15 protein-coding genes are annotated in these 22,009 nt (G+C 56.2%); 6 read left to right on the forward strand and 9 right to left on the reverse strand.

What is annotated here, in order from left to right; translation table 11 throughout:
- Positions 1 to 361: 361 nt before the first annotated feature.
- The 4 genes from LMTR21_RS39510 (at position 362) to LMTR21_RS39525 (ending at position 9,332) form a co-directional block, all read left to right on the forward strand.
- Positions 362 to 2,977 (forward strand): T6SS phospholipase effector Tle1-like catalytic domain-containing protein, encoded by a 2,616-nt coding sequence (locus LMTR21_RS39510; RefSeq protein ID WP_065756375.1) that lies wholly within the window; start codon positions 362 to 364, stop codon positions 2,975 to 2,977.
- A 277-nt stretch (positions 2,978 to 3,254) separates the two neighbouring features.
- Positions 3,255 to 4,523 (forward strand): tyrosine-type recombinase/integrase, encoded by a 1,269-nt coding sequence (locus tag LMTR21_RS39515; protein ID WP_065756376.1) that lies wholly within the window; start codon positions 3,255 to 3,257, stop codon positions 4,521 to 4,523.
- Positions 4,520 to 5,260 (forward strand): hypothetical protein, encoded by a 741-nt coding sequence (locus LMTR21_RS39520; protein WP_141688638.1) that lies wholly within the window; start codon positions 4,520 to 4,522, stop codon positions 5,258 to 5,260. Before LMTR21_RS39515 ends, LMTR21_RS39520 begins: the two co-directional genes overlap by 4 nt.
- A gap of 385 nt (positions 5,261 to 5,645) precedes the next feature.
- Positions 5,646 to 9,332 carry an RNA-directed DNA polymerase gene (locus LMTR21_RS39525; RefSeq protein WP_141688639.1) on the forward strand — a complete coding sequence of 1,229 codons (3,687 nt, stop codon included), beginning with the start codon at positions 5,646 to 5,648 and terminating at the stop codon, positions 9,330 to 9,332.
- A gap of 49 nt (positions 9,333 to 9,381) precedes the next feature.
- On the opposite strand, the gene LMTR21_RS39530 is transcribed toward LMTR21_RS39525, so the two are convergent.
- The 9 genes from LMTR21_RS39530 to LMTR21_RS39575 all read right to left on the reverse strand — a co-directional run bounded on the left by LMTR21_RS39530 (position 9,382) and on the right by LMTR21_RS39575 (position 17,809).
- Positions 9,382 to 10,278 carry a 3'-5' exonuclease gene (locus LMTR21_RS39530; protein WP_065756378.1) on the reverse strand — a complete coding sequence of 299 codons (897 nt, stop codon included), beginning with the start codon at positions 10,276 to 10,278 and terminating at the stop codon, positions 9,382 to 9,384.
- A gap of 735 nt (positions 10,279 to 11,013) precedes the next feature.
- Complete coding sequence (gene tnpC / locus LMTR21_RS39535) at positions 11,014 to 12,678, reverse strand: IS66 family transposase (RefSeq protein ID WP_148635933.1); 1,665 nt, start codon at positions 12,676 to 12,678, stop codon at positions 11,014 to 11,016.
- 47 nt (positions 12,679 to 12,725) lie between these two features.
- Positions 12,726 to 13,046 carry an IS66 family insertion sequence element accessory protein TnpB gene (tnpB, locus tag LMTR21_RS39540; RefSeq protein WP_430642467.1) on the reverse strand — a complete coding sequence of 107 codons (321 nt, stop codon included), beginning with the start codon at positions 13,044 to 13,046 and terminating at the stop codon, positions 12,726 to 12,728.
- Positions 13,047 to 13,069: 23 nt separating this feature from the next.
- Positions 13,070 to 13,471, reverse strand: coding sequence for an IS66-like element accessory protein TnpA (tnpA, locus tag LMTR21_RS42140; protein WP_148635932.1), 402 nt, complete (start codon positions 13,469 to 13,471; stop codon positions 13,070 to 13,072).
- Between the two features lie 272 nt (positions 13,472 to 13,743).
- Positions 13,744 to 14,067, reverse strand: coding sequence for a hypothetical protein (locus LMTR21_RS39555; RefSeq protein WP_141688382.1), 324 nt, complete (start codon positions 14,065 to 14,067; stop codon positions 13,744 to 13,746).
- Positions 14,068 to 14,099: 32 nt separating this feature from the next.
- Positions 14,100 to 14,939, reverse strand: a complete 840-nt coding sequence (locus tag LMTR21_RS39560) for a hypothetical protein (RefSeq protein ID WP_141688383.1) — start codon at positions 14,937 to 14,939, stop codon at positions 14,100 to 14,102.
- 341 nt (positions 14,940 to 15,280) lie between these two features.
- Positions 15,281 to 16,426, reverse strand: coding sequence for a S1 family peptidase (locus LMTR21_RS39565; protein WP_187399288.1), 1,146 nt, complete (start codon positions 16,424 to 16,426; stop codon positions 15,281 to 15,283).
- Between the two features lie 10 nt (positions 16,427 to 16,436).
- Positions 16,437 to 17,216 carry a M57 family metalloprotease gene (locus LMTR21_RS39570; protein WP_084030703.1) on the reverse strand — a complete coding sequence of 260 codons (780 nt, stop codon included), beginning with the start codon at positions 17,214 to 17,216 and terminating at the stop codon, positions 16,437 to 16,439.
- Positions 17,217 to 17,344: 128 nt separating this feature from the next.
- Positions 17,345 to 17,809 carry a hypothetical protein gene (locus LMTR21_RS39575; RefSeq protein ID WP_065754071.1) on the reverse strand — a complete coding sequence of 155 codons (465 nt, stop codon included), beginning with the start codon at positions 17,807 to 17,809 and terminating at the stop codon, positions 17,345 to 17,347.
- 828 nt (positions 17,810 to 18,637) lie between these two features.
- Between LMTR21_RS39575 and LMTR21_RS39580 the strand changes: the two genes are divergently transcribed.
- Both LMTR21_RS39580 and LMTR21_RS39585 read left to right on the forward strand, forming a co-directional pair.
- A complete protein-coding gene (locus tag LMTR21_RS39580) occupies positions 18,638 to 19,792 on the forward strand; it encodes a hypothetical protein (protein ID WP_141688384.1) in 1,155 nt (384 codons plus the stop codon).
- A gap of 1 nt (position 19,793) precedes the next feature.
- Positions 19,794 to 21,986 carry a tetratricopeptide repeat protein gene (locus LMTR21_RS39585; RefSeq protein WP_065754074.1) on the forward strand — a complete coding sequence of 731 codons (2,193 nt, stop codon included), beginning with the start codon at positions 19,794 to 19,796 and terminating at the stop codon, positions 21,984 to 21,986.
- Positions 21,987 to 22,009 lie beyond the last annotated feature (23 nt).

Consider the following 22,009-nt stretch of genomic DNA (forward strand, 5'->3'; position numbering starts at 1 on the left):
GAGAACAGACCACGAAATGGTAGCACATCCGATCGGGGAGAGAAGCGCGGGCGCCGCGCCTCTGTCCGACGAAAGCAAATTGTGAGACGGATTGATAACTCATGGCGGCCGCGAACAACGTTCGCAGTTGTGCCCGCTGCACCGCAATATTCGTATCGAGCGAAACGCGGCCGTCTCTCCGCAAGGTGCACGAGTGGGCGGCATTCCATATCAAGCGGATCGCACGCGTTGTCGTTTCCTGTGGGCAAACGAACAACGCAATTGTGGCCCATTTCATACGGCAGAGAATGAATCCCTGAGAAACTTTCGCATACCACTGACAAATGTCGGTCTCCGTCGACCGAGTTGAGCGAGCGTCCGTATGGCCAACAAGCGGATCATCCTGCTCTCGGACGGCACCGGCAATTCCGCCGGCAAGGTCTGGCGGACGAATGTCTGGCGGGTCTTTGAATCGCTGGATCTGACCAGCTCGCAACAGATCGCGTTTTACGACGACGGGGTCGGCACCTCCTCCTTCAAGCCGTTTGCAATCCTGGGCGGCGCGTTCGGCTTCGGGCTGAAGCGAAACGCGCTCGATATCTACAAATTCGTCTGCCGCAACTATTGCTCGCATCTCGACTACCTGGCGCTCGAAGCCGTGGCGGCGAAGACCGAAAATCGGGCGGAACGATACGGCCCCTGGCAAAGCGACGACATCTTTGCGTTCGGCTTCAGCCGGGGCGCCTTCACCATCCGCGTCGTGAACGGACTGATCTGCGCACAGGGACTGGTGAGTTACCGGACCGAGGAGGAGCTCGATCGAAAGGTCGCCGCGGCCTACCGGGCGCACCGGGCCGAAACGTTCAAGTCACAGTTTCAGGTCGAATGGGTGTTTCGAAAGCTGCGCAACCTGTTCGTTTCCGCCAAGCACGACAAGAACGAACGCCCGGTCGACCATGTCGCCTTCCTGGGCCTTTGGGATACGGTAGCCGCTTACGGCCTGCCCATCGACGAGATGACGCGTGGGGTCAGCCGTTATCTATGGCCGCTCGAACTCCCTGACCGGCAGCTTCACCCGCTGGTCCGCAAGGCGTGCCACGCCCTGTCGCTGGACGATGAGCGCACCACATTCCATCCGCTGCTGTGGGACGAGAGTCCGGAAACCGATCCGAACCGGATCACCCAGGTCTGGTTCGCCGGCGTGCACTCCAATGTGGGTGGCGGATATCCGGACGACTCGCTCGCCCACGTCTCGCTCACCTGGATATTGTCGCAAGCGCGCCGCCGCGGGCTGGCCTTGAAGGCGGCACCAAACGCCGATCCTGACGCTTTCATCCGGCTACGGTCGATCCAGGACAAGGACGGCCGCATCTATGATTCACGAAATGGGCTGGGCGGCTATTACCGGTACGGCCCGCGAAGCGTAGCCGCGCTTTCGGATACGAGATTTTCCGATGACAAGCGCGACTGCGTGAAGATCGCAGTACCGAAAATCCACGAGAGCGTGTTCGACCGGATCGCCGTCGATGCGCATCTCTATGCACCGGTGGGATTGCCACCGGCCTATGAAATTCTGACCTATGACGAGAAGATCGTCGCCCCGGACAGGCTGACCGTCCCGCCGGGCAGACCGAAATATGAGAGCCTGGCCAACGCCCACCAGCGTGAATTCGTCCAGGAGCACGTTGTCGGAAGTTCGATCTGGCGCCGCCGCATCATCTACTTCCTGACCGTCATAGCGTCGATCTATCTGCTGACCTATCCGTTGACATCGACGGTGCCGGCTCAAGCCGAGTTCGCCTCGCCGCTGCGTCCGCTTTCCGACGTCATTCGCATGGTAGGTCTCGCCCTTCCCGGGGCGGCCTCACGCTGGATCAATGCCTATGCAAGAGAGCCGCTCTGGTTTGTGCTTTGTGCAGGCCTTGTCGCGCTGCTGTTATGGTTGAGCGCCCGCCTTCGAGGCCGGATCACCGATCAGATGCGCCGTGCATGGCGGGTGAGCCTTGCAAAGGTCGACTTGCATCACGGCAAATCCAAAACCCCAGGCGGCGCGATCGCGCTGCCGATTGCGGTCCTCTCCGTTTTGCTGCTGATCGCGCTCTATCCGGTGCCAGGGTGGTTCGGCTACGAATTGCCACAGGCGTCCACCTCGCTGCAGACCTTCATCAACCGCATCACGCATCCCTATTTCCAGTTTTTCGCCGTCGTCATCCTGATCACGATGTTGCTCAGCGATAGTTTCATAGCGGGCTTCAGGCTAAAGGACGTCTACCGGCAATTCATCACCGACATCAAGCTGAAGGTTGCCCCTGCATTTTTTGCAGTCACCTTCCTGGTCGGCGGCTTTTCTCTTGCCAGCCACTATCTCTTCAATATCCGCGACAGCCTCGGCAACTTCTGCAAACCGGCGCAGAAGCCGGTCGCGCTCGAAGTCTGCGATCCGGATGACATGAAGCTGTGCAAGCGGGGCCCCGACGGCAGCTTCCCCAGCACCTGCGCTTCGACAGCGTGCCGCGGCGTCGATCTTGCCGAATTCGACACCGCCAACCTTTGCACGCCGGTCGGCGTCACGCTTGAGAGACGCGGACAATATCAGTTCGTCCTGGAGAAGGACGGCGACTGGCAATTCCTCGGCACGCCGTCGGGGCCGGGCGGCATGCCGCTTCGCGCCTTCCTGCCCGATTGGAAGAATGACAGCGCGCTCGATTCAGCCGTTGCGCTCGGACGGTTCGGTTTGCTGGCAGCAGCCTATCCGCTCAAACGGACGCTCGACCGGCCCATTGGACGCGTTATCCTTCGCTACGGCGAGACCGGCAATGAAGAGAACTTCATTGACGGCGAGCCGACGAACGGGCGGCTCGACGAGAAATTCAGGGCCACCCGCGACGGGCAATTATTCATCTATCTGAACAAGCCGGTCACCGGTGTCTTCCCCGGCCTGGTTCGCAACGTGAACTCAGGGAAGGCCCGGATCTGGGTCTATCGCATTCCGAGGTAGGCGCCGCAGCGGCCGCAAACGAAAGGCCGCCAAAGGGCGGCCTGTCGTTGGATCATGGCGTTGCCGATCTAAAGAAATCTGGAGCGGGCGAAGGGGCTCGAACCCTCGACCCCGACCTTGGCAAGAGCGGAGGCATCTTTCCGAACTAGTAACTACGAGTAAGCCCCTGAGATTCCAACTGTTGTCGACGCTATCGCATTGGCGAAGAGCTAGTTCGGTGGAGTTCGGGCGGTAACAGACAGTTTTCGCTCCCCCGGCGCTCCCCGAGGGTTCGAAAATGGCTGATAGTAAACGAAAAAAGTTCACCGATCAGGGGCTCGAGCGGCTCCAGTATGACCCCGCGCAGGCGCCTAGCAGCGGCCGAATGGAGATTAAGGATGCGCTGTGTCCCGGGCTGATCCTGCGGGTCACTCCGCGAGGAGTGAAGACCTTCAGCGTGATTTACAAAGTCCCCGGCGAAGGCGGCGTGAGTCCAGCGGGGCGTCTGCTCGCCGGAAAACAACATCGCATCACTCTCGGGGCAACACCGCCTCTGGACCTAAAATCGGCGAGGGAACGGGCAAGAGAGATTTTGCTCGCCGCAAGTCAGGGACGCGATATCAGGCGCGAAAGGATAGCGGCTCATCAACAGCGGCATCAAAATACCTTTCAAAGAGCATTTACCCGTTTCATCGAGCAGGAAATCAAGCCGAACGTCAGTTCCTGGAGGAACGTCGAGCGCGCCTTAAGCCTCCACGTCCTACCCCACTGGGCTGAAAGAGGTATGCATGAAATCCGGCGATCCGACATTCACGAGATTCTAGATGCTCTGGTTGCGCGGAATCTTCCAGGAGCCGGCTCTGAGGTTCGAAAGCATCTATCCAGGTTCTTCAATTGGGCCGTCGATCGCGAACTTATGGCTGAGAATCCCGTAGTCGGTCTCAAGCGAAACGATCTTCGAAACCCTGAGGACGCGGGACGCGCGCTGACCGACTTAGAGCTTAAGGTAGTATGGAATTCAGCCTGCAGCTTAGGATATCCGTTTGGAGCCCTCTTCCGGTTGTTAATGCTCACGGGGCAACGGCGCAACGATTGGGCGCATGCGCGTCACTCTGAATTGGACTTGCGGAAAGGTTGGCTCGAAATTCCTAAGAGTCGGTACAAGAGTCGACGAGATCACATCGTGCCCCTCTCGCCTCAGGCTCTCAAGCTCGTGGCTGAGCTCCCCACTAACATTTCTCCCAGTGGTTTCGTCTTTTCTTCCCGGGAAGGCCAAGTCCCGGTTTCTGGATTCTCGCGAGCCAAAACAGCTCTGGACAACAAGGCCGGCGCTCTTATGAAACTCGAGGATTCAACGCAATTCATTAAGAATTACCGTATCCACGATTTCCGGGTCACTTGCGAAACAAGACTAGCCACCCTTGGCTTCAATCAGGACGTTCGGGACGCCGTACTGGGACACGCAAAGCAGGGACTTCAGCGGACTTACAATAAGTATGACTATCATGACGAGAAACGGTTGGCTCTCGCGGCATACGCATCCCACCTCGCGGAGATCACTAAATGAAGGCACGTGAGCCAATCCCTTTAGAGGAGCAGCTGCGAGAGCGGATGAACTTGACTTCCGAAGCAATTGCTGCGGCTGCTCGTGACGGCGAGGTCGAGGAATATGCAGCCCTGCTTACGAGCCTCCTGCAAGGATTCGAACATAATTACATACAGAGCAGGCTATATGAAGAGGCGCGCGCTCTGCGAGAGACCTATGAGCACGTAAGCCCGAGCGAAGAATGGCGTCCCTATTACGAAAATGGTGATGGAGGCTGGCGTGAGGGTATCTGGGATGAACTATTTCCCCGACGTCGTGGTCAACAAGGCCATGACACACTCCTTATGATTTACGATCTTCTTCGTAAGTTTTGGGAACAACTTCCGGCAGATTCTCGGGGCGGTTTGCGAGAGAAGAGAATCGAGCGAGGCACCGCGAGGAAAGCTGCTGAACGCGGAAAGAGGAGTGCACGATGGGCGCCCCGGTTCGAATGGGATTGGGTCGAGAAGAAATCGGCGCCTAAATCAGCTAATCGGTCAACGGAAATACCGCTCAGCAAAGAGCTCATTGCTCATAATCCTTCGGCAAAATTATTGCTCGCAGTCGCAAAGATATTCGACCGCAACTATTCTCCTAAAAACTGCAGGTCGGTGGATGATCGGGCCAAAAACCTGCGACGTTCGCCGGAGGGCAGAGCCAATCTCGCAGAGCGCAGACGACGCGCAGCAGCGAAGTCCCGGGCAAAGGGGCAGCAATAACACACCTCGAAGTCTGGATAAATTTTGGCAATGAGGCGCTTGCTTAGACTGTATTGATCTCTAGCTGGCTGCCCGCCCTCAACCCTGCGCAGGTTGGGCTTGTAAGTTTCCGGCCGACTGAACTGGCAAGCGCCGGTGTCGCACCACCGCCACGTCGGGCGTAGGCGACGGACCTGGGCCGTCCGATACGTGCTGCAATTGACACCGACCATTCACCGATTACGCGCGCCGATGGCAATGCTTCCGCAACCAGGCCCAAAGAGCAACGGACGGCGTTTCATTGCTGCGAGCGGATCAGTAGCGCCCATCAATCAATACGGGAAATTGTTTGACTATTCTACCACAATCGTCCTTGCTATTGATAGCCGACTGTTTGGGGGAAGCGATGCAACACCTGGAGCCGAAACTAAACTTACTCTCACAAGAGTACGTTCTTGTTCAAGCGTGGAAGAAGACTTCAGCCTACATTCGTTATCACAACTGGTTCGCTGATACGCTGGAGCTGGATCGGACGGCTGCAGATCTGCCAAGGTTTATTAGACGTCTCGCGCGGCGATTGCGCACAGGACGTTATGAGCTTGGCGAGCTTTCTATTGTGCCAGCACCAAAAAGCCATCCGTGGTCCATAAGCAAAGATGGCAAATGGAGGCCACTAAACCGCCGCCAAGTGAAGATTCGTCCATTAGCCCAAGTCCCTCTGGCCGACCAAGTTGTTGCAACCGCAATACTTCTTTGTCTCAGCGAGCGTGTGGAGACCACGCAGGGTAATCCGGTGGTGGACGTAAGGGAGCCTTCCCAGCGTACTGTAGTGAGCTCATACGGCAACCGCTTGTTTTGCGATTTTGATCCTAATCGAAAATCGCTTGTGCATCGTTGGGGGTCAACCAAACTATATCGCGCCTACTTCCAAGACTACCGGACCTTCCTTACCAGATCTGAGATCGTTGCTGCCGAAAGTGCCGGAAGTATGAGGGCGTTTGTCTTTCAGACGGATCTCAAGCAATTCTACGATAGAGTGCGACCCGCTCTTCTCCAAAACAAGTTCGATGATATTTTGCTTGCAGACGATGACCCTGGCTTTCGTAAGCTGGTCAGCGACTTCTTTAAATGGCAGTGGAGATCCGGGTCAGATCAGAGAGCGGAGGAGTACGCTTCCGCAGTGGGTTTGTCCGACTACACCGAAGTTGCGCTCCCGCAGGGCTTGGTGTCCGCCGGTTTCTTCTCCAATATTGTTCTCGTCGATTTCGACGCCAAATTAAGGGACAATTTTGGCAGCGAAGTCATCTCTGGTATTTGGCTAAACGATGCCTGCCGCTATGTAGATGATCTTCGACTCACCATTACTCTATCTCCGGGGGTTGATCCAGCCGACGTGCAGCTCAGTTTATTTAACTGGGTAGGCAGGTTGCTGAACGAAGAAGCTCCCGGCCTGTTGCTCGAGCCGGATAAGACGAAGATCGCCGAGTTTGGTGGAGAAGACAATCGACTCGTCCGCCAATCGCGAAAAATGGAGCGGATACAAGCCGCGATATCTGGCGGCTTCGATGCAGCGGGAGGTGAAGAGGTTATCCAGGCGATCGAAGCACTTGTGCGATCGCAGGTTGCCCTAAATCATTCTAGCGACGCAGGAAGACCAAACGCACTGAAGGCCCTGTCTGATGTTAGAGACGAGACAATTGGGCGCTTCGCGGCTGTGCGTTTCCGCACAACTTATCGCTCCCTGCGTCCCTTGCTTGATGACCGATCACTTGCTGAGAGTAGTGACCTCGGCGAGGAAACGTTCCGCCTCCAGCGCCTCACTCAAGGGGAGCTTGACGACGAGGCGAAAATGTTCTCGCTAACGTTGATTGATAGATGGGTCGCGGACCCATCTAATGTAAGACTTCTCCGGGTCGCGCTAGATTTATGGCCATCACCGAATATTCTAAAGGAGATACTTGGTCTGCTCGTGCCATATCTGCAGCGGAGACAAGGGCAGGGCTCATCTCGTGAAATAGCCCTCTACTGCCTAGCAGAGGTCCTCCGAGCGGGAGCAACTGAGACGGGCTTCGTTGAAGACGACGAATCCTTTCCAAACGGGGTCGATCTTGCAGAGTACCGCTCTTTGCTCCTCGAGGTCGCAGCCAGAATTGATATCGCTCCTTTAGGCACGATCCCATGGTTCCTGAGGCAGCAGGCGCTACTATATCTTGCTGCTCATAATCCCAGGCGCGCTCGATTGCCTCGACGGCGTACGGCAGAAAATAGATACCGCAGGATGTTGCGCTTTCTAGCCGGGCAACATGATCAATTTAAAAATGCGGATTACGCAATCCTTGCAATTGTAAGTCGCAGATCATTTCTATCGCTTGGCAAGGCTTTAGAACTTATCTTGCCGTCCATCAATGACCGACGTTTCGCTGAAATCGCGGCTCGCGATATTGAGCTAGCCAGAGATATCTATCGAGCTAGAAACATATTTGTTTCGCCTGATAGCGGCATTGCGGAAGATTTGGGGGTAGCACAGTTTTCATCCGCCCAAGGCATGACGCCTCTTAGAGAGATAGTAGCGGGCGATCCACTCAATCTGTTGCGAAACGAGATAGGTGTCTTAAGTTTTGCCTTGGCGTTCATTCGCGAAGTACGACGGGGACAAGTTCCAGCGATTGCAACGCCGTCTACAGTTCAAGTGAGCCTTGAGGAAGACGGCAAGTATGCTTTCGTGAGCAGATTAGCTTTTCGACCAATCGAAGTCTCCAGCACTTACCGATCAATTTACACACCTCCAGAATGGGCTACCGAAGGCCAAGAATGGCGCTTCCAGCTTGGCTATCTGCTTCGCTACATTCTTACCGCGCGTATTGATTTCACGCTTCCAGCGAATTCGGCTTCATGGAAGGAGGAAGCATCAATCTATCGACCAACCCAGGGGCACTGGTACCAGCGACAGTATGGTTTCTTCAATGGTCATGAAGCCTTTGGTGATGACTGGCTTCCGATCTCTCAGTTTACTCAGGATTTTTTATTCTCGTTGTTGCGGTGGCCAGGTTGCCGCGCTGGCGGAGTAGATGGCGACACTCTCCCGATAGATGCCGTCGAATCAAAAGTCGCTGGAGAGCTTGACAGAGCGAGGGAGCAAATTGGCAAAGCGACCGGAATTTTGATGCTTCCTGTTGCGGCTCCCATTCCTGGTGTGCGTGCAGGCGGACGGCCCCTGCGGGGCTGCGTCGTTCAATCTGTGACACCAGACGATGCTGACTTTTCAAAATTTGGACCGGAGATGTCGGATCCAGCAATTCGTAAAGAGCATCGCAATCACCTGTCGTCAGCATTGGCAGCTGTTGAAAAAATGCTGGACCTGCGAGACACGCACAAAAATCAAAATAAGCGGTTGGACTGGCTAATCTTACCGGAGCTTTCTGTTCATCCGCGTGACGTTCGGACGCACCTGGTTCCGTTTGCGCGCGCGTTCAAAACTACAATCTTGGCCGGCCTCACCTATGAGCAGGTCTTTTCGGGAGGGCTCCTCGTAAACTCGGCTGTCTGGATCATTCCTCGGATGGTCCCTGGGCAGGGTTTGCAAACGATCGTGCGACGCCAGGGAAAGCAGAATCTTTCGCCAATGGAGGCCCCATTCAACAATCCGGTGTCCACTATTATGGGTTTTCGTCCGTGTCAGTGGCTCGTCGGTTACGAATGGTCATCCAACTCCGACGCATCCCCACTCTGGCTAACAGGGGCAATTTGTTATGATGCGACGGACTTAGAACTTGCTTCTGATCTCCGTAGTCGATCCGATGTTTTCGCAATTCCTGCTCTAAATCGAGATGTGGGAACCTTCGACCAGATGGCGCAAGCATTGCATTATCACATGTACCAACTCGTAATTGTAGCAAACAACGGAACGTTCGGCGGCAGTAATGCGCATCTTCCGAAGGGTGGACCTTACCAGCGGCAAGTGTTTCACACTCACGGACAACCTCAGGCAAGCATCTCATTCTTCGAGATAGATGACATCGCCGAGATGAAAGAGCGACGGCAGCATGGCTTAGATGGGAAAGGGCAATGGAAATATCCGCCAGCCGGTTACTAATCTCACGTCTGAACGCGAGCGAGAAGAAATCAGGCGGGCCTTCTGGGCGTTACATCCGATTTGAGAATCGGTTCATGGCGCTCATGAGCTGCATACGCGGCTCGACACTTCTAAGATAAACGGCTGTCTGCAGAAATTTGATCTCTTCAGCCTGGCTCGCTTCGTCTACGTCTATATACCAGGACCGCGGTCGCCCATCGGAACCATCGCTCCAGCGATAGCCCCGTTTCTTCAAGGTTTCCTTCAGTTCAAATGGGGAGTTCTCCGCCCAGATGCGAACAGATTTGCGACGCGCCCGTTCCAGCAGCAGGGCGAAGGCTGACCGATTCAGTTTTGGGATGTCGAACGCCAAGATCTCCATCAACGCCCTACAATCGTCGATGGCGCGGTGTGCGTGGTGGAATAGACCAGCTCCGGCCAAAAGATAACCGAGACGAGAACCATCGAAGCCGTGTTTGCGCCACTCAATTTCCGTAGCTGAGCATGCCCAAGGCTTGCTCTCGAATTCCGGCCAGTAGCGTTCCGCAAATTTCCGATCGAAGTTTGCATTGTGGGCAACGATCAGCACCGCGTCGGAGGCGAATGAAGCAACGGCATCGGCATCGATACGACGACCGGATACCATGTCATCAGTGATACCGGTGAGTTCCGAAATTTCCTCGGGGATAGGAATTGACGGTTCGTTAAGAGATGAAAAGACGCCAGTAATAGCCGCAATTTTATCGTCGGGCAGATAGGTGAACTTGACCATTGCAAGTTCGAGGACCTCGTCCAGTACGGTGTTCAACCCGGTTGTTTCGACGTCTATGAGTATGCCTGTTCTAACAATCTGGCCGTTGCAAGGGGCAAATTCGCTTCGTGGGACAAGCTTGCGCAACACTCGATAATCAGACGATCGAGCTAATATCTCAGCCATTTCTGCGAGATTGATGTTTTCCGACGACATGGTAGTGACCATCAATTGGAAGCGTTAGCTAGAGAGGAACAACCAATGCGTTTCTAAACCAGCTCGATCACAAAAATCGTTCTGATCGCTACAAAGGTCCTAGGTAACTCCTTGCAGTAAACGCACGGCGGCGCAATGCGAGGCTCAGATCAAGCCCATCCAAGATCAATCCGGAATTTAGGTGGGCTACCTTAATGCTCGTTGTCTGATTATATCCTCATTCTCCCTTGGATGGGAGGAGCCTGGGCGGAGCGATCAAACTCCAAATCCTGGACTTCACTCCCCTAGGGCTCCCCAACCCACTCGGAAGTACATTTCATCTAAGCCGTTCAAGGTGTTTGGCGTGTGGGACCCCAACCTTCACAGGGTTAGGGTCCGGCGCGCCAAACACGGTTAAACCGAACTCAGATTCTTGCGCCCGGGCTTAAAAGATAAGCCAGCGTTTATTTTGACGGCAGGTTATGGGCGGCTCAAGACGGCGCAGATCGCCCGCATCCGACTGCTGACTGTAATTCGGCGCGCTGTTTGCCCCCCGATCGGCGTCGAAGGTTGACCCCAGCCGGTACCAACTCTTGAATCGTCCGCGGAAAATTCAAGCCGATACGGGTCAAAGTTCGGCGCTTAATCTTTTCTTATTCGTGCGGACGCCGCGAGGCTGGTACGCATACGACGAAGACCGCCTGATTGACGCATGCGCGCGGGCGCGGCGGGCTCTATGATGGCGTTGCGTGAAGGTCAGGCGGCCTGCTGACCGGCGGCTTGGCGCAGGAGTTTCCATTCCCAGGGCAGCAGTTCGTGCAGACGCGAAGCGGGAAGATCGGCGATACGGGCGAGGACGTCGGCGAGCCAAGCCTTGGGATCGACGTCGTTGAGGCGACAGGTCGTGATCATCGTCAGCATGATGGCGGCACGGTTGGCGCCACGCTGGCTGCCGGCGAAGGTCCAGTTGCGCCTTCCCAATGCGATGCCTCTCAATGCGCGCTCAGCACAATTGTTGGTCAAGCAGATCCTGCCATCGTCGAGGAAGCTGGCGAAGTCGTCCCAGCGCCTGAGCATGTAGTTGATCGGCTTCAGGACATCGGAGGAGCGCGAGAGGGTTTCGCGCTCACGCAGCAACCAGGCGCGCATGTCATCGAGAAGCGGCTTGCTGTTTTCCTGGCGCACGGCGCGCCGCTCGTCGGCGCCACGGCCGTTGATGGCGCGCTCGATCTCGAACAACGCATCGAGGCGCTTGACCGCCTCCAGCGCGATCGGAGAGACCGGCTTGCCCTTCTTACCTTCCCGAGCATTTTTCTCGATGTCAGCCAGCTCGAAGAAGCCCCGCCGCGCATGGGCAAAGCAAAACGCCGGCGTCATCGGCAGCACTTTCCGCTGCGGGTCGAACAGCGGCTCGAAGCCGCTGTAACAGTCGCACTGCAGGATACCCGTGAAGGCGGCCAGATGCTTCTGGGGGTGCTCGCCTCGTCGGTCGCTCGAGGCGTAATAGACCGCCGCCGGCGGCGCAGGCCCGGCGAAGGGCCGGTCATCCCGCACATAAGTCCAGATCCGCCCGGTCGTGCACTTGCCCTTCGCCAGGATACGGATGGTGGTGTCATCGCCATGCAGGCGCTCGGCCGCGAGCACATGGCGTTCGATCAAGTGGAAGAGCGGCATGACGGCGAAGGTCCCGTGGCCGACCTGATCGGCCAGCGTCGACAACGGCAGGTCGATCCCTTCGGCCTTGAAGCGCGCACTCTGGCGGTTGAGCGGGATATGCATGCCGAACTTGTCGAACAGCATCGTCGCCAGCAATTGTGGGCCGATGAAGCCACGCGGCGTGGCATGAAACGGCGCCGGCGGCTGGCTGATCTTCTCGCAATCGCGGCAGGTAAATTTCTCCCGTACCGTCTCGATCAGCTTGAAGCGCCGCGGGATCTCCTCCAGCGTCCCGGTCACATCCTCACCGATCTTCGCCAGCCGCGATCCACCGCAGCAGGCACAGGTCGTTGGAGCTTCAATGACGACGCGCTCGCGTTCGATGTCATCCGGCCATGGCTTGCGCACCGGCCGCTTGCGCATGAAGGGGCGGACGTTCTGCGTCTTCGCCGCGGCGGCCTGCGCGGCAAGCTCATCCTCGCTCGCCGTGGTGACGAGCTCTTCCAGCTCCAGCTCCAGCTGCTCGAGCAGCCGTGCCGTGCGTTCGGAGCGTTGCCCGTACAGTTCGCGTTTCAGCTTCTCGATCCGCAGCTCGAGATGCGCGATCAGCGCCTCGGTATCCGACAGTTGCGCCTGCGCATTCGCGGCTTGCGCCTGCCAGTTGGCAGCCACCGCCTCAGCTCGCAGCCGTGCCTCACGCTCGGCCTGCAGCGCCGCCAGGGCACTGACGAGGTCCGATGGAAGATCGTCCGGCTTCGATATCATGAAGCCATTGAATCAGATCAAGCAGCAGATTCAAACCGTAAAAGCGGCTATCCGACCCGCGTCGGCCGATGGGTTTCTTGAGGGTTACGCCAATCGATCCCGGACAGCAGATAGCTCAACTGCGCCGGCGAGATCGTTACCGATTCTCCGGCAACCGATGGCCAGATGAACTTTCCTCTCTCGAGTCTTTTTGTGAACAAGCAGGCTCCCTGGCCATCGTGCCAGATCGCCTTCACAAGATCGCTGCGGCGACCGCGGAAGACGAACAGATGACCGCTGAGCGGGTCTTTGTGCAGCACCTCCTGCACTTGGAGTGCCAGCGACGGAAAGCCTCTGCGCATATCCGTGTAGCCTGTCGCGAGCCACACTCGCACATTCCCCGGTATCGCAATCATCGGCGTCCAAGCACATCGAGGACCCGCGCCAACGCCTCCGAATCGACGTGCGCATCCACCCGGATGCACCGTCGGTTGCCGAGATCGATCTCTATCAATCCAGTACGCGCGGCTGCCACGGAGCGAACTCGGCCATCAACCGTAGGCAAAAGCCTCGGAGTTTCCTCAGCCGATGCCGCTACGGCAGCGATCTGCACCGGCGTAAAAGATGGTACAACTTGTTCCGATGTCCGTGCTTGTCGACGCCAGGTAAACACCAAGCTGGCCGCTACTCCGTTGCGACGCGCAACCTCAGTCACCTTCGCGCCCGGCGCCAATGTCTCCTCGACAATCCGTGCCTTGTCGTCCTGCGACCAGCGCCGCCGCCGCTCCAGCCCACCCAAAACCTCGACCCGCATCGCCTGATGACCTTAAAGCTAGACTTAAGGCCACACGCTTCGCGAATTGCCACCCGTCACGCAAGACGGCCCCCGTCGGATGCGTACCGAGGCTGCCGCGCCCCTTCTGCCCGGCGTCGGCGGTCGGCAAGGCGAGACTGGTGCCTTCAGGGGCCCAATGGCGCTTGGAATGATGCGAACGGCCGATCAGCGATTTCGAATCCTAGTACTCTGCCACGCTAAGCTACGTGGGCCCGCCGGAAGCCGTTACGCTGTCATGCCTCCACTCCGAGCTAGTCCAGCGGAATGGAAAAAGCGCTGGTACTTACTCCCGGATCTCTTGGAACGCTGGATTGGCTTTGAGCCGCGGCCGCAGCATTGTCAGCGGGTGGGACCGGACAAATTTCGCCGGACTGCGTGCTTTCGCAGAGGCAGAGGCCACGAAACGCCAGGTTCGCAACCGGCTTTACCGACAGATAGATACGACGACCGCTTTCCATGCAACCGCGTTGGCTTGCAAAGTCGATTGCCGAGGAAGATTGAAGGGTCCAAAGATGCTTCGCCTCATCCTTCGGCGTGCCCTTTGGTAGCGTGTAAGGAGGGGTGACGAACAGCATAATGAATAATGTCCATTTCATCGTATGACCGCTTACTGGGATGGGACTACTCTGAGAGATCTTATGGCCTGCTCGATCTGTATTGTGTCCAGCCTGCTCCTAGCGGCGTCGACCGGGGCGCTCGAACTGACCTGGCGCGATGTTTTGGTGTCATCCACAAAATTTGTTCCGCTCGGAAGTGTGACTGCGGAAATTGGCGCCTTCTCCTCGATTGGAGCCATCGAGATATTGAGCTGTTCATCTACCGAATAGCTGCCGCCGAACGTCGCCAAATCGGCGCCGGGTGGAAACGTATAGGTATAGCTTCCGTTGCCAGACATCCTGATTGTGATGTCCGTGTTGTAGATCGGCCGATCAATCTCGGCCGACGGGGCCGCAAGAATGGCCACCGCTGAGCGCTCAAGCCATGCGCCGATACCGAGATGCTGCGCCAAAGCATGCATTGAAGCAGTTTGAACGTCGCATCGAAGCTGCTTGTCAGCCATCAACTTTGCCGAAACAAAGGTGAAGTTTATCCCACCGCTTCTTGCGCCTTTTGCGTCAAACTGAACGCCCGGTCCGCTTACAGCCCACGTGACAAACCTTGTCGGATTATTGAGGAACGGATTCTTCCTCGTCAAACCGCCGCTGACGTTGACGTTGGTATCAACCTTTGGCGCCAAAGTTACCGTGACGAACCACCGCTTGGCGTGGAAACGTCTATACTCCGGCCTGTCAAGCAATCGAAATGCGCCTTGCAGTTCGCAGGCCGTGTGCGTCAGGATTTCTTGGACAGGAAGTGCGAAATCAGGAGGCACTTCTGGAATAATGGCGCTGCATCCGCTAACAACCAGGACCGCCGACAAAGAACAGCTTTTCAACGCTCGTCGCATCTCCCGCCCCCTGCCACCTGAGATAGCGTTGTTCGCAAGAATTCACCATGCAGGCATTCAGCCTGTAGGGCTTAATCGTTGAGCTTCAATTGATACTGCAGTCAGCCGGATCTTTACGCGTCAATTGGAACTGGTTAATGCGACGTTGGTATCGATACCCAGCTGGCGCGCCTGTCTGTTTAACAAATGCTCGCTTCAAGTCCATTGGGCCGATAGTTGCGGCTGGCCCCATACGGGCATCGCCCCACTTCCGGTTCAGAGACGCCTCCGTCATCATATCGGGTAAGAACAACTCATTTGCCCTAAAACGAAGTTCGGTCCGCACCTACAATGTCGGGCCATCACTCAATGCTCTCATTCAAACAAGTGTCTCTAGCCGAGGAGAGTTGTTTTGCGGTGGTCGCTTTCTTCCGTATAAGCCCAGTCAGGGTCACATACTGCCACCCACCCGCGCCGAAAAGCTTGTCATCTCCCCAGGCTTTAACTTTGACACAAGCGCCGACCGCCCGACCGTCCGCGTCCTTGCGATAATCAACTGGACCAATCGAGCCTCGGCCACCATTGTTTCCATCGTCCTTGACAGCAACCTGTCCTTCGATCTCATAATCCGGCGGAGTCGAATAGCAGACGTCTGTCTCCTCTGACACAGCCTTGAGATTCGGCCCCGACCCTCCCGCGCGAACGCCGCCTGCCTGGCTGAATTTCTCCGAGTTCGCCAAAGCCACGCGGGCATTTATACATGGCGTTATGTCGACACACGGTGGGATGCCGGGGATACTGCGCAGCAGCGGTTCGGCCCATGTGATAGGCACTATGACCGCCTTGTTGCTTGCCGACTCAATGTTGCCTTTTGCAATCGCAACCACCAACCCGTTGGGCAGATAAACCGGCGATCCGCTGTTTCCGTAGCTGAAGTTCAGGTTCACATCGTACGTATCTGCCAGGGCGCTGTCATCGACAGTCGCAACTTCGCCCGTAGTTTGAGAGTATTTCAGGCGGCCTTGCAGGCACGTTTTCGCGACGGGATCATAGGCGCTGCAGAAATAGTAAAATCCGGAGCTGTCGACGCGCGAAAAGTTCACGCCAAAGTTCACATTGCACATCAGTCTTGCCGCGGGATAGCCGCCTACTTTCTTGGCGAGCTTCAAGACCGCGATGTCGTGCTTGTTGCGATCGACCAGTTCCGCTCCGATTGCCGCGGAAGTAAAATCGGCCACATGCGCCGTCGTCTTCAGCGTCGCTTCTATCGCGCCGTTCTTGATCAGATCCTCATAGAGATGCGCCGCGGTGAGGACGTAACCCCCTTCGTGAACTAGGAAGCCGGTTCCAAAGGATGAAACGTCTCGTCCATTGTTGTCACGTCCCACGATCTCGATCGCGACGAGCTTGTCGCGGAGCTTTTCATAGGACGAGGCTGCGTATAGTGGAAGCGGTGACGCCGATATGGCGACAACAGCGCCGCCAAGCGCATATCCCATGATATTCATAACCCGTCCCTTACTGTCTGGGAGCTCCATAAACCTTCTGCAGGGCGAGCAAATCCAGAGAGCTGAGTTGACCGTTATTGTTCCAAACCGGATTGCAGTAGTTCATTACACTATCCGGATCCCACGGTGTTCCCGCTGTGGTATATCCCGGGTTGTTGGCTGAGATTCTAGGCTCGCCTGCCTGAGCGGCAATGCATTCGTCGGGCGTATCGGATCTCGTTTGCTCATGCATGAAGCCGAGCGCGTGGCCGAATTCATGCACCGCCAGCTTGGTGATGCATGCGTCAGCCGTTGCCTTGCAGTTCGTCCACTCAGGAGGTCCGTTGAAATCAAAATTGAGCTTCATTCCTGCAGCAGTGCCCTTGGTCTGTATGCCAAGACCGCTCTGGGGCCAGTAGTCACCGACGGCAATATGAATCGCACCCTTGTCGTCGGCAGTGCATGAGCCCCAGTTCAGGAAGCGCAGCGAGGAATATAACTGCCAAGTGTTCAAGACGGCCTTCTTGACTGCTTCTCTCTGGCTCGCGTGTTCGGGCTTAGGATTTTCCCAGCATACGGGCACCCTCGTGAAGAGATCGCCGTCCGTTGGCCATTTTACCCTCAGGTTGAAAAACGATTTGTTTGAAATGCCGTGCACAAGAAAATCGCCATTTGCTCCTCCGATCGTGAGCGGAGGCGACGGCGAGTCGAGCATTGGATGCTTGAGGCTTTGCTGAGCGTGCGCGACACTTGAGAGGCACAGGACAGCCGAAAGAACCAAAGCACATGAAAGGACCGAATATCTACGCATGCTCTTTACTCCTATCTCAACGCTCGAACAGACAAAATTTATTCATAGGGGGTGTATTGTGCAGAAGCGGAGGCAATACTGATGCAAACGTGGCTCCCCACTAGCCGCCTGTCCTCGGTCAAACATTATTAAGGACTAACGACGACGAACCAGAAGCCTGCGTTACGCGGTCCACCGTCGCTGCCACGGATGACGACGCTAAACGCCAGTTCGCTCGAGCTTGTGATCGCGACGCTCATCAGCTCTTCGGACCTGGGTCCCACCAAAACAATCGGTATCTTCGGCTGTGCGGCAAAGTAGGTCACATCATATGCGCCGTTCCCTGTTTTCTTGACCGTCGCTTTGATTGAGCCTGATAGCAGCGAAATCGCGGCGGCAGGACCGGTAGCGTCGACGTATCCAACGGCCGAAATGCCTGCGCCTTTATTTTTCAGCTCAGCAATACTGTTCTGAATGCTCGTGATACAGGCTAACAATTCCTTAGCCGTAGCCCCCTCAAAAGTGGCTGGACATCCCGTCTGGCCGAATGCTGACCCAACCCAATTGGTCGCAAGGGCGGTACCGAGTACCGCAGCCAATCCCCAATGCTTCATCGCCCCTGTCTCCTTGACTGTTCTACAAGGCTCGCTACCGGTGGCTGCTTGCCGACCTCCCGTTGTATGTTATAGTCTACTACCTCCAGTGTAAATGAGAAGGAGTTCTCGCATCGGTTAGTCGCGACGAGATTCCGGAGGCCCGAGATGACGCCCTGGTCTCCCGTGCTGTTCGTCTTGTTGTTGTTACCGCTCTGGCACGCGCCGGTATCGACGCAGGGAGTAACAGCGCATCCGAAAGCGTCCTTTGTCGTCTCCGGAAGCGCGCAAGACCCTCGGCAACAAATCCTGACTACGAGTTTGCTCGACGATACACGTCGAACGTTACGGACGTGCGCGATTATCGCCGAAAAAATCGACGAGCTCCAAATTGGACTGCGGACGACGCCACTACTAAGGTACGGAGAGAATTCGGCCGTGATGTCGTAGCTACCGTGAAGGAGGAATACGAGAGCGGTTTGGGTCTGGCCGTTGCACTGACATTCGAGATAGGCCGGCTGGGCCCGACCGATGTGGGGCGCAAGCCTTCGCCGATCTATCTCAAGACGGACTGGATATAATCATTGCACCGCCCCCTTTGGATGAGCACAAAACTGCTGGGTGCATGAAGTACAGTAGCGACGATTGGCAATTTCGGCCAAATTCCCAAGTCGCATCGGAGGTCGTTCTCGGGATTCAGGGGTCCTCCTGAACTGCGGCACCGGAACTAACCTGACCAGACCAGTCCGATTGTGTGATATGCTACCTTCGGGTGTCGAAGAAAAGCGCTGTTAGTTGGCCTCGGCATGGAGGCAAATATTTCAACCGGAGACTCGGGGGAGGACCGAGATGACAAGCTGGTCACCTGTATTGCTGTTCCTATTTTTGTTTCCACTTTGGCCTGTATCAGCATCGGCGCAGAATTTGTTAACGCTTCCCAAAGTGTACTTCGCCGTCGCCGGAAACGCGCCAGACCCTCGGCAACAAACCCTGATCAAGAGTTTGCTCGACGATGTACGTCGAACGGTCCGGGAAACCTCGGTTGCCGCCGAAAAAATCGACGAACTCCCAAGCTGGACCGCGGATGAAGCTATAAGTAGGGTGCCAAAGGAATTTAGCCGTTACGTCGTTGCGATCGTGAAAGAGAAATACGAGAGCGGTTTGGGTACGACCGCCATGGTGATCTTTGAGGTGGGCCGGCTGGAAACCACCGAAACGGGACGCAAGCTTACCTTCGCCGGCATACCCAAAGAAGGGCTGGACATAATCGCTGCTCCACCCTCTTCGGATGAGCGCAAGCCTGCTGAACTCCGGAAATTAATCAGCGGTAATTGGCAATTTCGGCCAAATTCCCAGGTCGCATCTGAGATCGTTCTGTGGATAAAAGCGGCGCTCCCTGAACTGCAGCCTCCGCATATTTTTTACTTACTGTGCTCCGATGCCAACAGAACCTGGACCGTTGCAGATATACTCTCCTCTGAGTCTGACCTGAATGGCACAGTTTCCATCTTCTTGCGCAAACTTGCCCAGAATTTGGAGGGCGTTTGGCAACCGCCTTGGCGGTCGGTTCTTGCAGACGTACCAAGCCCAGCTGCCACACCGGTGACCTGTGGCTCCCAAGACCCGACGTTAAGAGGGCGTGCACATTATGTTCTTCGCGGATCATTGAAAGACGCGCAAGACATTGCTGATTCGGAAATAAGGCGTACCCAAAGCGTTTCCATTAAGTTGTTCATCGAAGATCAGATGTCGGCCAGCAGTTTCATCACAGCGAACGCGCCGGAGAACGCGCCTAACTCGTCCAAGGATTTTTATGCCCGCAAATTTTCTCCGAGGCAGTCCGCGGAACAGGACGTTGGCGACATGTGCGCGAACGACATTGGTGTTCTCACAAGAAACACCCAGTTCGCCCAGAGCATCGCTCGATACATTCGCGTAAAAGTGTATCCTCCGTCTGAGAGCTTGCTTGATACGAGCTGGCGATGCCGTAAACCGGAGAAGTAGTGTGATTCGATCTGCCACCTTCGGGCGAGCGGCCCGCTGCGTTCTCCTTGCAGCCATTCTTTTTATTTCACACGCTCAGGCAAGCAGCGCCCAAGGCGCGGATGTCACGTGCAGAAATGGGACGTTCGACGGCACTCGGATTTTGGTGGGACGCTTTCTGATTGCCGGGAGGAATAGCGAGACATTCTCTAGCATCGAGCCGGTGTTGCAGGCTGAATTAAGGGCCAATTTGAGGGGGGCTCGTGTAAGCGTATTTACCTGGAGCCAAGCCAGTTCTCCAGACAAGACGCTGGGACCGCTGATTGACGACGTTTTTTCCCAAGGTCCCCGGGGCGACGCGGCAGCGCAGAGGGTTAGATCCTTATTAAGTCCAGAGTTGATGGCGCGGGGATGCGACTATGTTGTCGGAGGTGAGGTCACCGCCACCGGAAAGCTCTACATAATCACTCCATATCTTTTCGATGTCCGCGCTGGCACTTTGGAGGTTCCGTTTGAGCCCGTCGCGGGAACGGACATTTTGTTCAACGCGAAAGTGTTGGCGGAGCGCCTCACCAAAACCTTAGAAAAAAGGGACTCCGCGAAAGGAGGAATCAGGACCGACTTTCTTGTGGGCTGTTTCCGTTTACCCAACGCCGCCGATCAACAGCAGTTCGACACGATCTCGCGTGCGATCACCAGGTTCGCGTCCAGTGAGATATCCGGTGACCCTCATTTTCCCGGGGTCGCAGTCCGTCCGCTTGACTCTGTATGCAAAGACGCTGCGGTATCACCTGATGCGCAGAGCAGAGTCATCCTCTTTACCGGAGAAATTGAACTCGCCGGCAAGCTGGTGTCCTTGCGGCCCCGGTTCGAAATGACGGAGCCGCAAGGTTCGCGAATAGCGGTGACTATGGACCGGATTGTTCAGCAAGGAACGCTCGACGAGTTCATTCGCCAATATACAAATGAGGTCCGGACATTTGCGGTGATATTTGGCGGGCCGGTACTCGAAGATGCTGCTGTACAGTCGCTATCGCGACCTCGGCCTGTGAACGACTTGGTTGCGCTCTCAGCCGAATTCGATGCGCTGCTAGGCGGATCGCGGTACACTGAGGCTTTCGGCCTTTCATACCGGGTCATCTCAGACAACCCCGATTTCTCAAAGGCGATTTCCATCTCCCGCTTTACCATCGGCCGTGCTTTGCTGAAACGGTCGGAAACAGTCCTTGCGCTCTCACAACTGACAAAAGCGCTTGCACTCCAAGAAGGCCTTCCACCCCTCACCAAGGCGCAGCTTAACGAGACGGTCGGGAATACCTATGCGGCGCTCGGTGCGCACCCCGCTGCAATTACCCGCCTAGAAGATGCGTCCGCCGCTTATGATGGCCTAGGTCTCACGCCACAGGTTGCCGCCGTAAGAAAAGCGATCGCCGGCGTTCGGCTAAAAACCGGCGACTTGAAGCGAGCTAAGGCCGATCTTCAGAGCGTACCTAATTTGTCGGCCGACTTCGATGCCTTGCTACTGCTCGGTCAGGTCTCGCTTAGGGCTGGAGAACTGGACGGCCGTGGCGGGGCGCTCCAGTGGGTGAACGATGCCCTGAAGGTGCGTGATGCTCCGGAAGCGCGCGCGTTAGCTGCGGATATCCACGGTACGATAGGACGGCGTGCAAGCCATGAAAAAAAGCCAAAGCTTGCCGAATCTTCTTTTCGCAACTCTCTAGAATACAGAGAAAATGCTGAGTTTAGATATCTAGCCGGATATGCCGCTTACGAGGATGGCAGGCTGGACAAAGCGGCCGACGACTTTCGTAAAATCGTAAATTCCACGGAGCCAACCCCCTTCCGCTGGACCGAGGCAGCGTGGCTCGCTCTTCTTGAGTGCAATATATTAGCGGGCAACTACGCCGAGGCCGATCAACAAGGCGAGCAGGCGACGAACAGCGTCTTTCTTAAAGTTTCAGAATCGCAGATTCTTGCTCTTTACTTGAGGACCGTCGCCCGGGCCCTTCTGGAGCCACGGCAGGAAGCTTCGACCTTCGAAAAGGACCCTATCTACCAACAAACGTTGGCGGGCGTTCCAGCCCAAAAATTGCGTATGGACTGGGACAATAAACGCCTGTCTAACTACTACGAAAAATTGTTGGCAGGTAACCCTGAAAAGTTGCGCAAGCTAAAGGAACTCGCTCAGAGGCTTTTCTCAACGCCGGCGAAATAGTGAGCCCGCTACGGCTTTCGGAC

Origin of the sequence: Bradyrhizobium paxllaeri (genome assembly GCF_001693515.2) — a bacterium.
GTDB lineage: Bacteria > Pseudomonadota > Alphaproteobacteria > Rhizobiales > Xanthobacteraceae > Bradyrhizobium > Bradyrhizobium paxllaeri.

Bases quoted from the DNA above. Each gene is read 5' to 3' on its own strand.
- LMTR21_RS39510 (WP_065756375.1), top strand. From the start codon at position 362: ATGGCCAACAAGCGGATCATCCTGCTCTCGGACGGCACCGGCAATTCC.
- LMTR21_RS39515 (WP_065756376.1), top strand. From the start codon at position 3,255: ATGGCTGATAGTAAACGAAAAAAGTTCACCGATCAGGGGCTCGAGCGG.
- LMTR21_RS39520 (WP_141688638.1), top strand. From the start codon at position 4,520: ATGAAGGCACGTGAGCCAATCCCTTTAGAGGAGCAGCTGCGAGAGCGG.
- LMTR21_RS39525 (WP_141688639.1), top strand. From the start codon at position 5,646: ATGCAACACCTGGAGCCGAAACTAAACTTACTCTCACAAGAGTACGTT.
- LMTR21_RS39530 (WP_065756378.1), bottom strand. From the start codon at position 10,278: ATGTCGTCGGAAAACATCAATCTCGCAGAAATGGCTGAGATATTAGCT.
- tnpC (WP_148635933.1), bottom strand. From the start codon at position 12,678: ATGATATCGAAGCCGGACGATCTTCCATCGGACCTCGTCAGTGCCCTG.
- tnpA (WP_148635932.1), bottom strand. From the start codon at position 13,471: ATGCGGGTCGAGGTTTTGGGTGGGCTGGAGCGGCGGCGGCGCTGGTCG.
- LMTR21_RS39555 (WP_141688382.1), bottom strand. From the start codon at position 14,067: ATGCTGTTCGTCACCCCTCCTTACACGCTACCAAAGGGCACGCCGAAG.
- LMTR21_RS39560 (WP_141688383.1), bottom strand. From the start codon at position 14,939: ATGCGACGAGCGTTGAAAAGCTGTTCTTTGTCGGCGGTCCTGGTTGTT.
- LMTR21_RS39565 (WP_187399288.1), bottom strand. From the start codon at position 16,426: ATGAATATCATGGGATATGCGCTTGGCGGCGCTGTTGTCGCCATATCG.
- LMTR21_RS39570 (WP_084030703.1), bottom strand. From the start codon at position 17,216: ATGCGTAGATATTCGGTCCTTTCATGTGCTTTGGTTCTTTCGGCTGTC.
- LMTR21_RS39575 (WP_065754071.1), bottom strand. From the start codon at position 17,809: ATGAAGCATTGGGGATTGGCTGCGGTACTCGGTACCGCCCTTGCGACC.
- LMTR21_RS39580 (WP_141688384.1), top strand. From the start codon at position 18,638: ATGACAAGCTGGTCACCTGTATTGCTGTTCCTATTTTTGTTTCCACTT.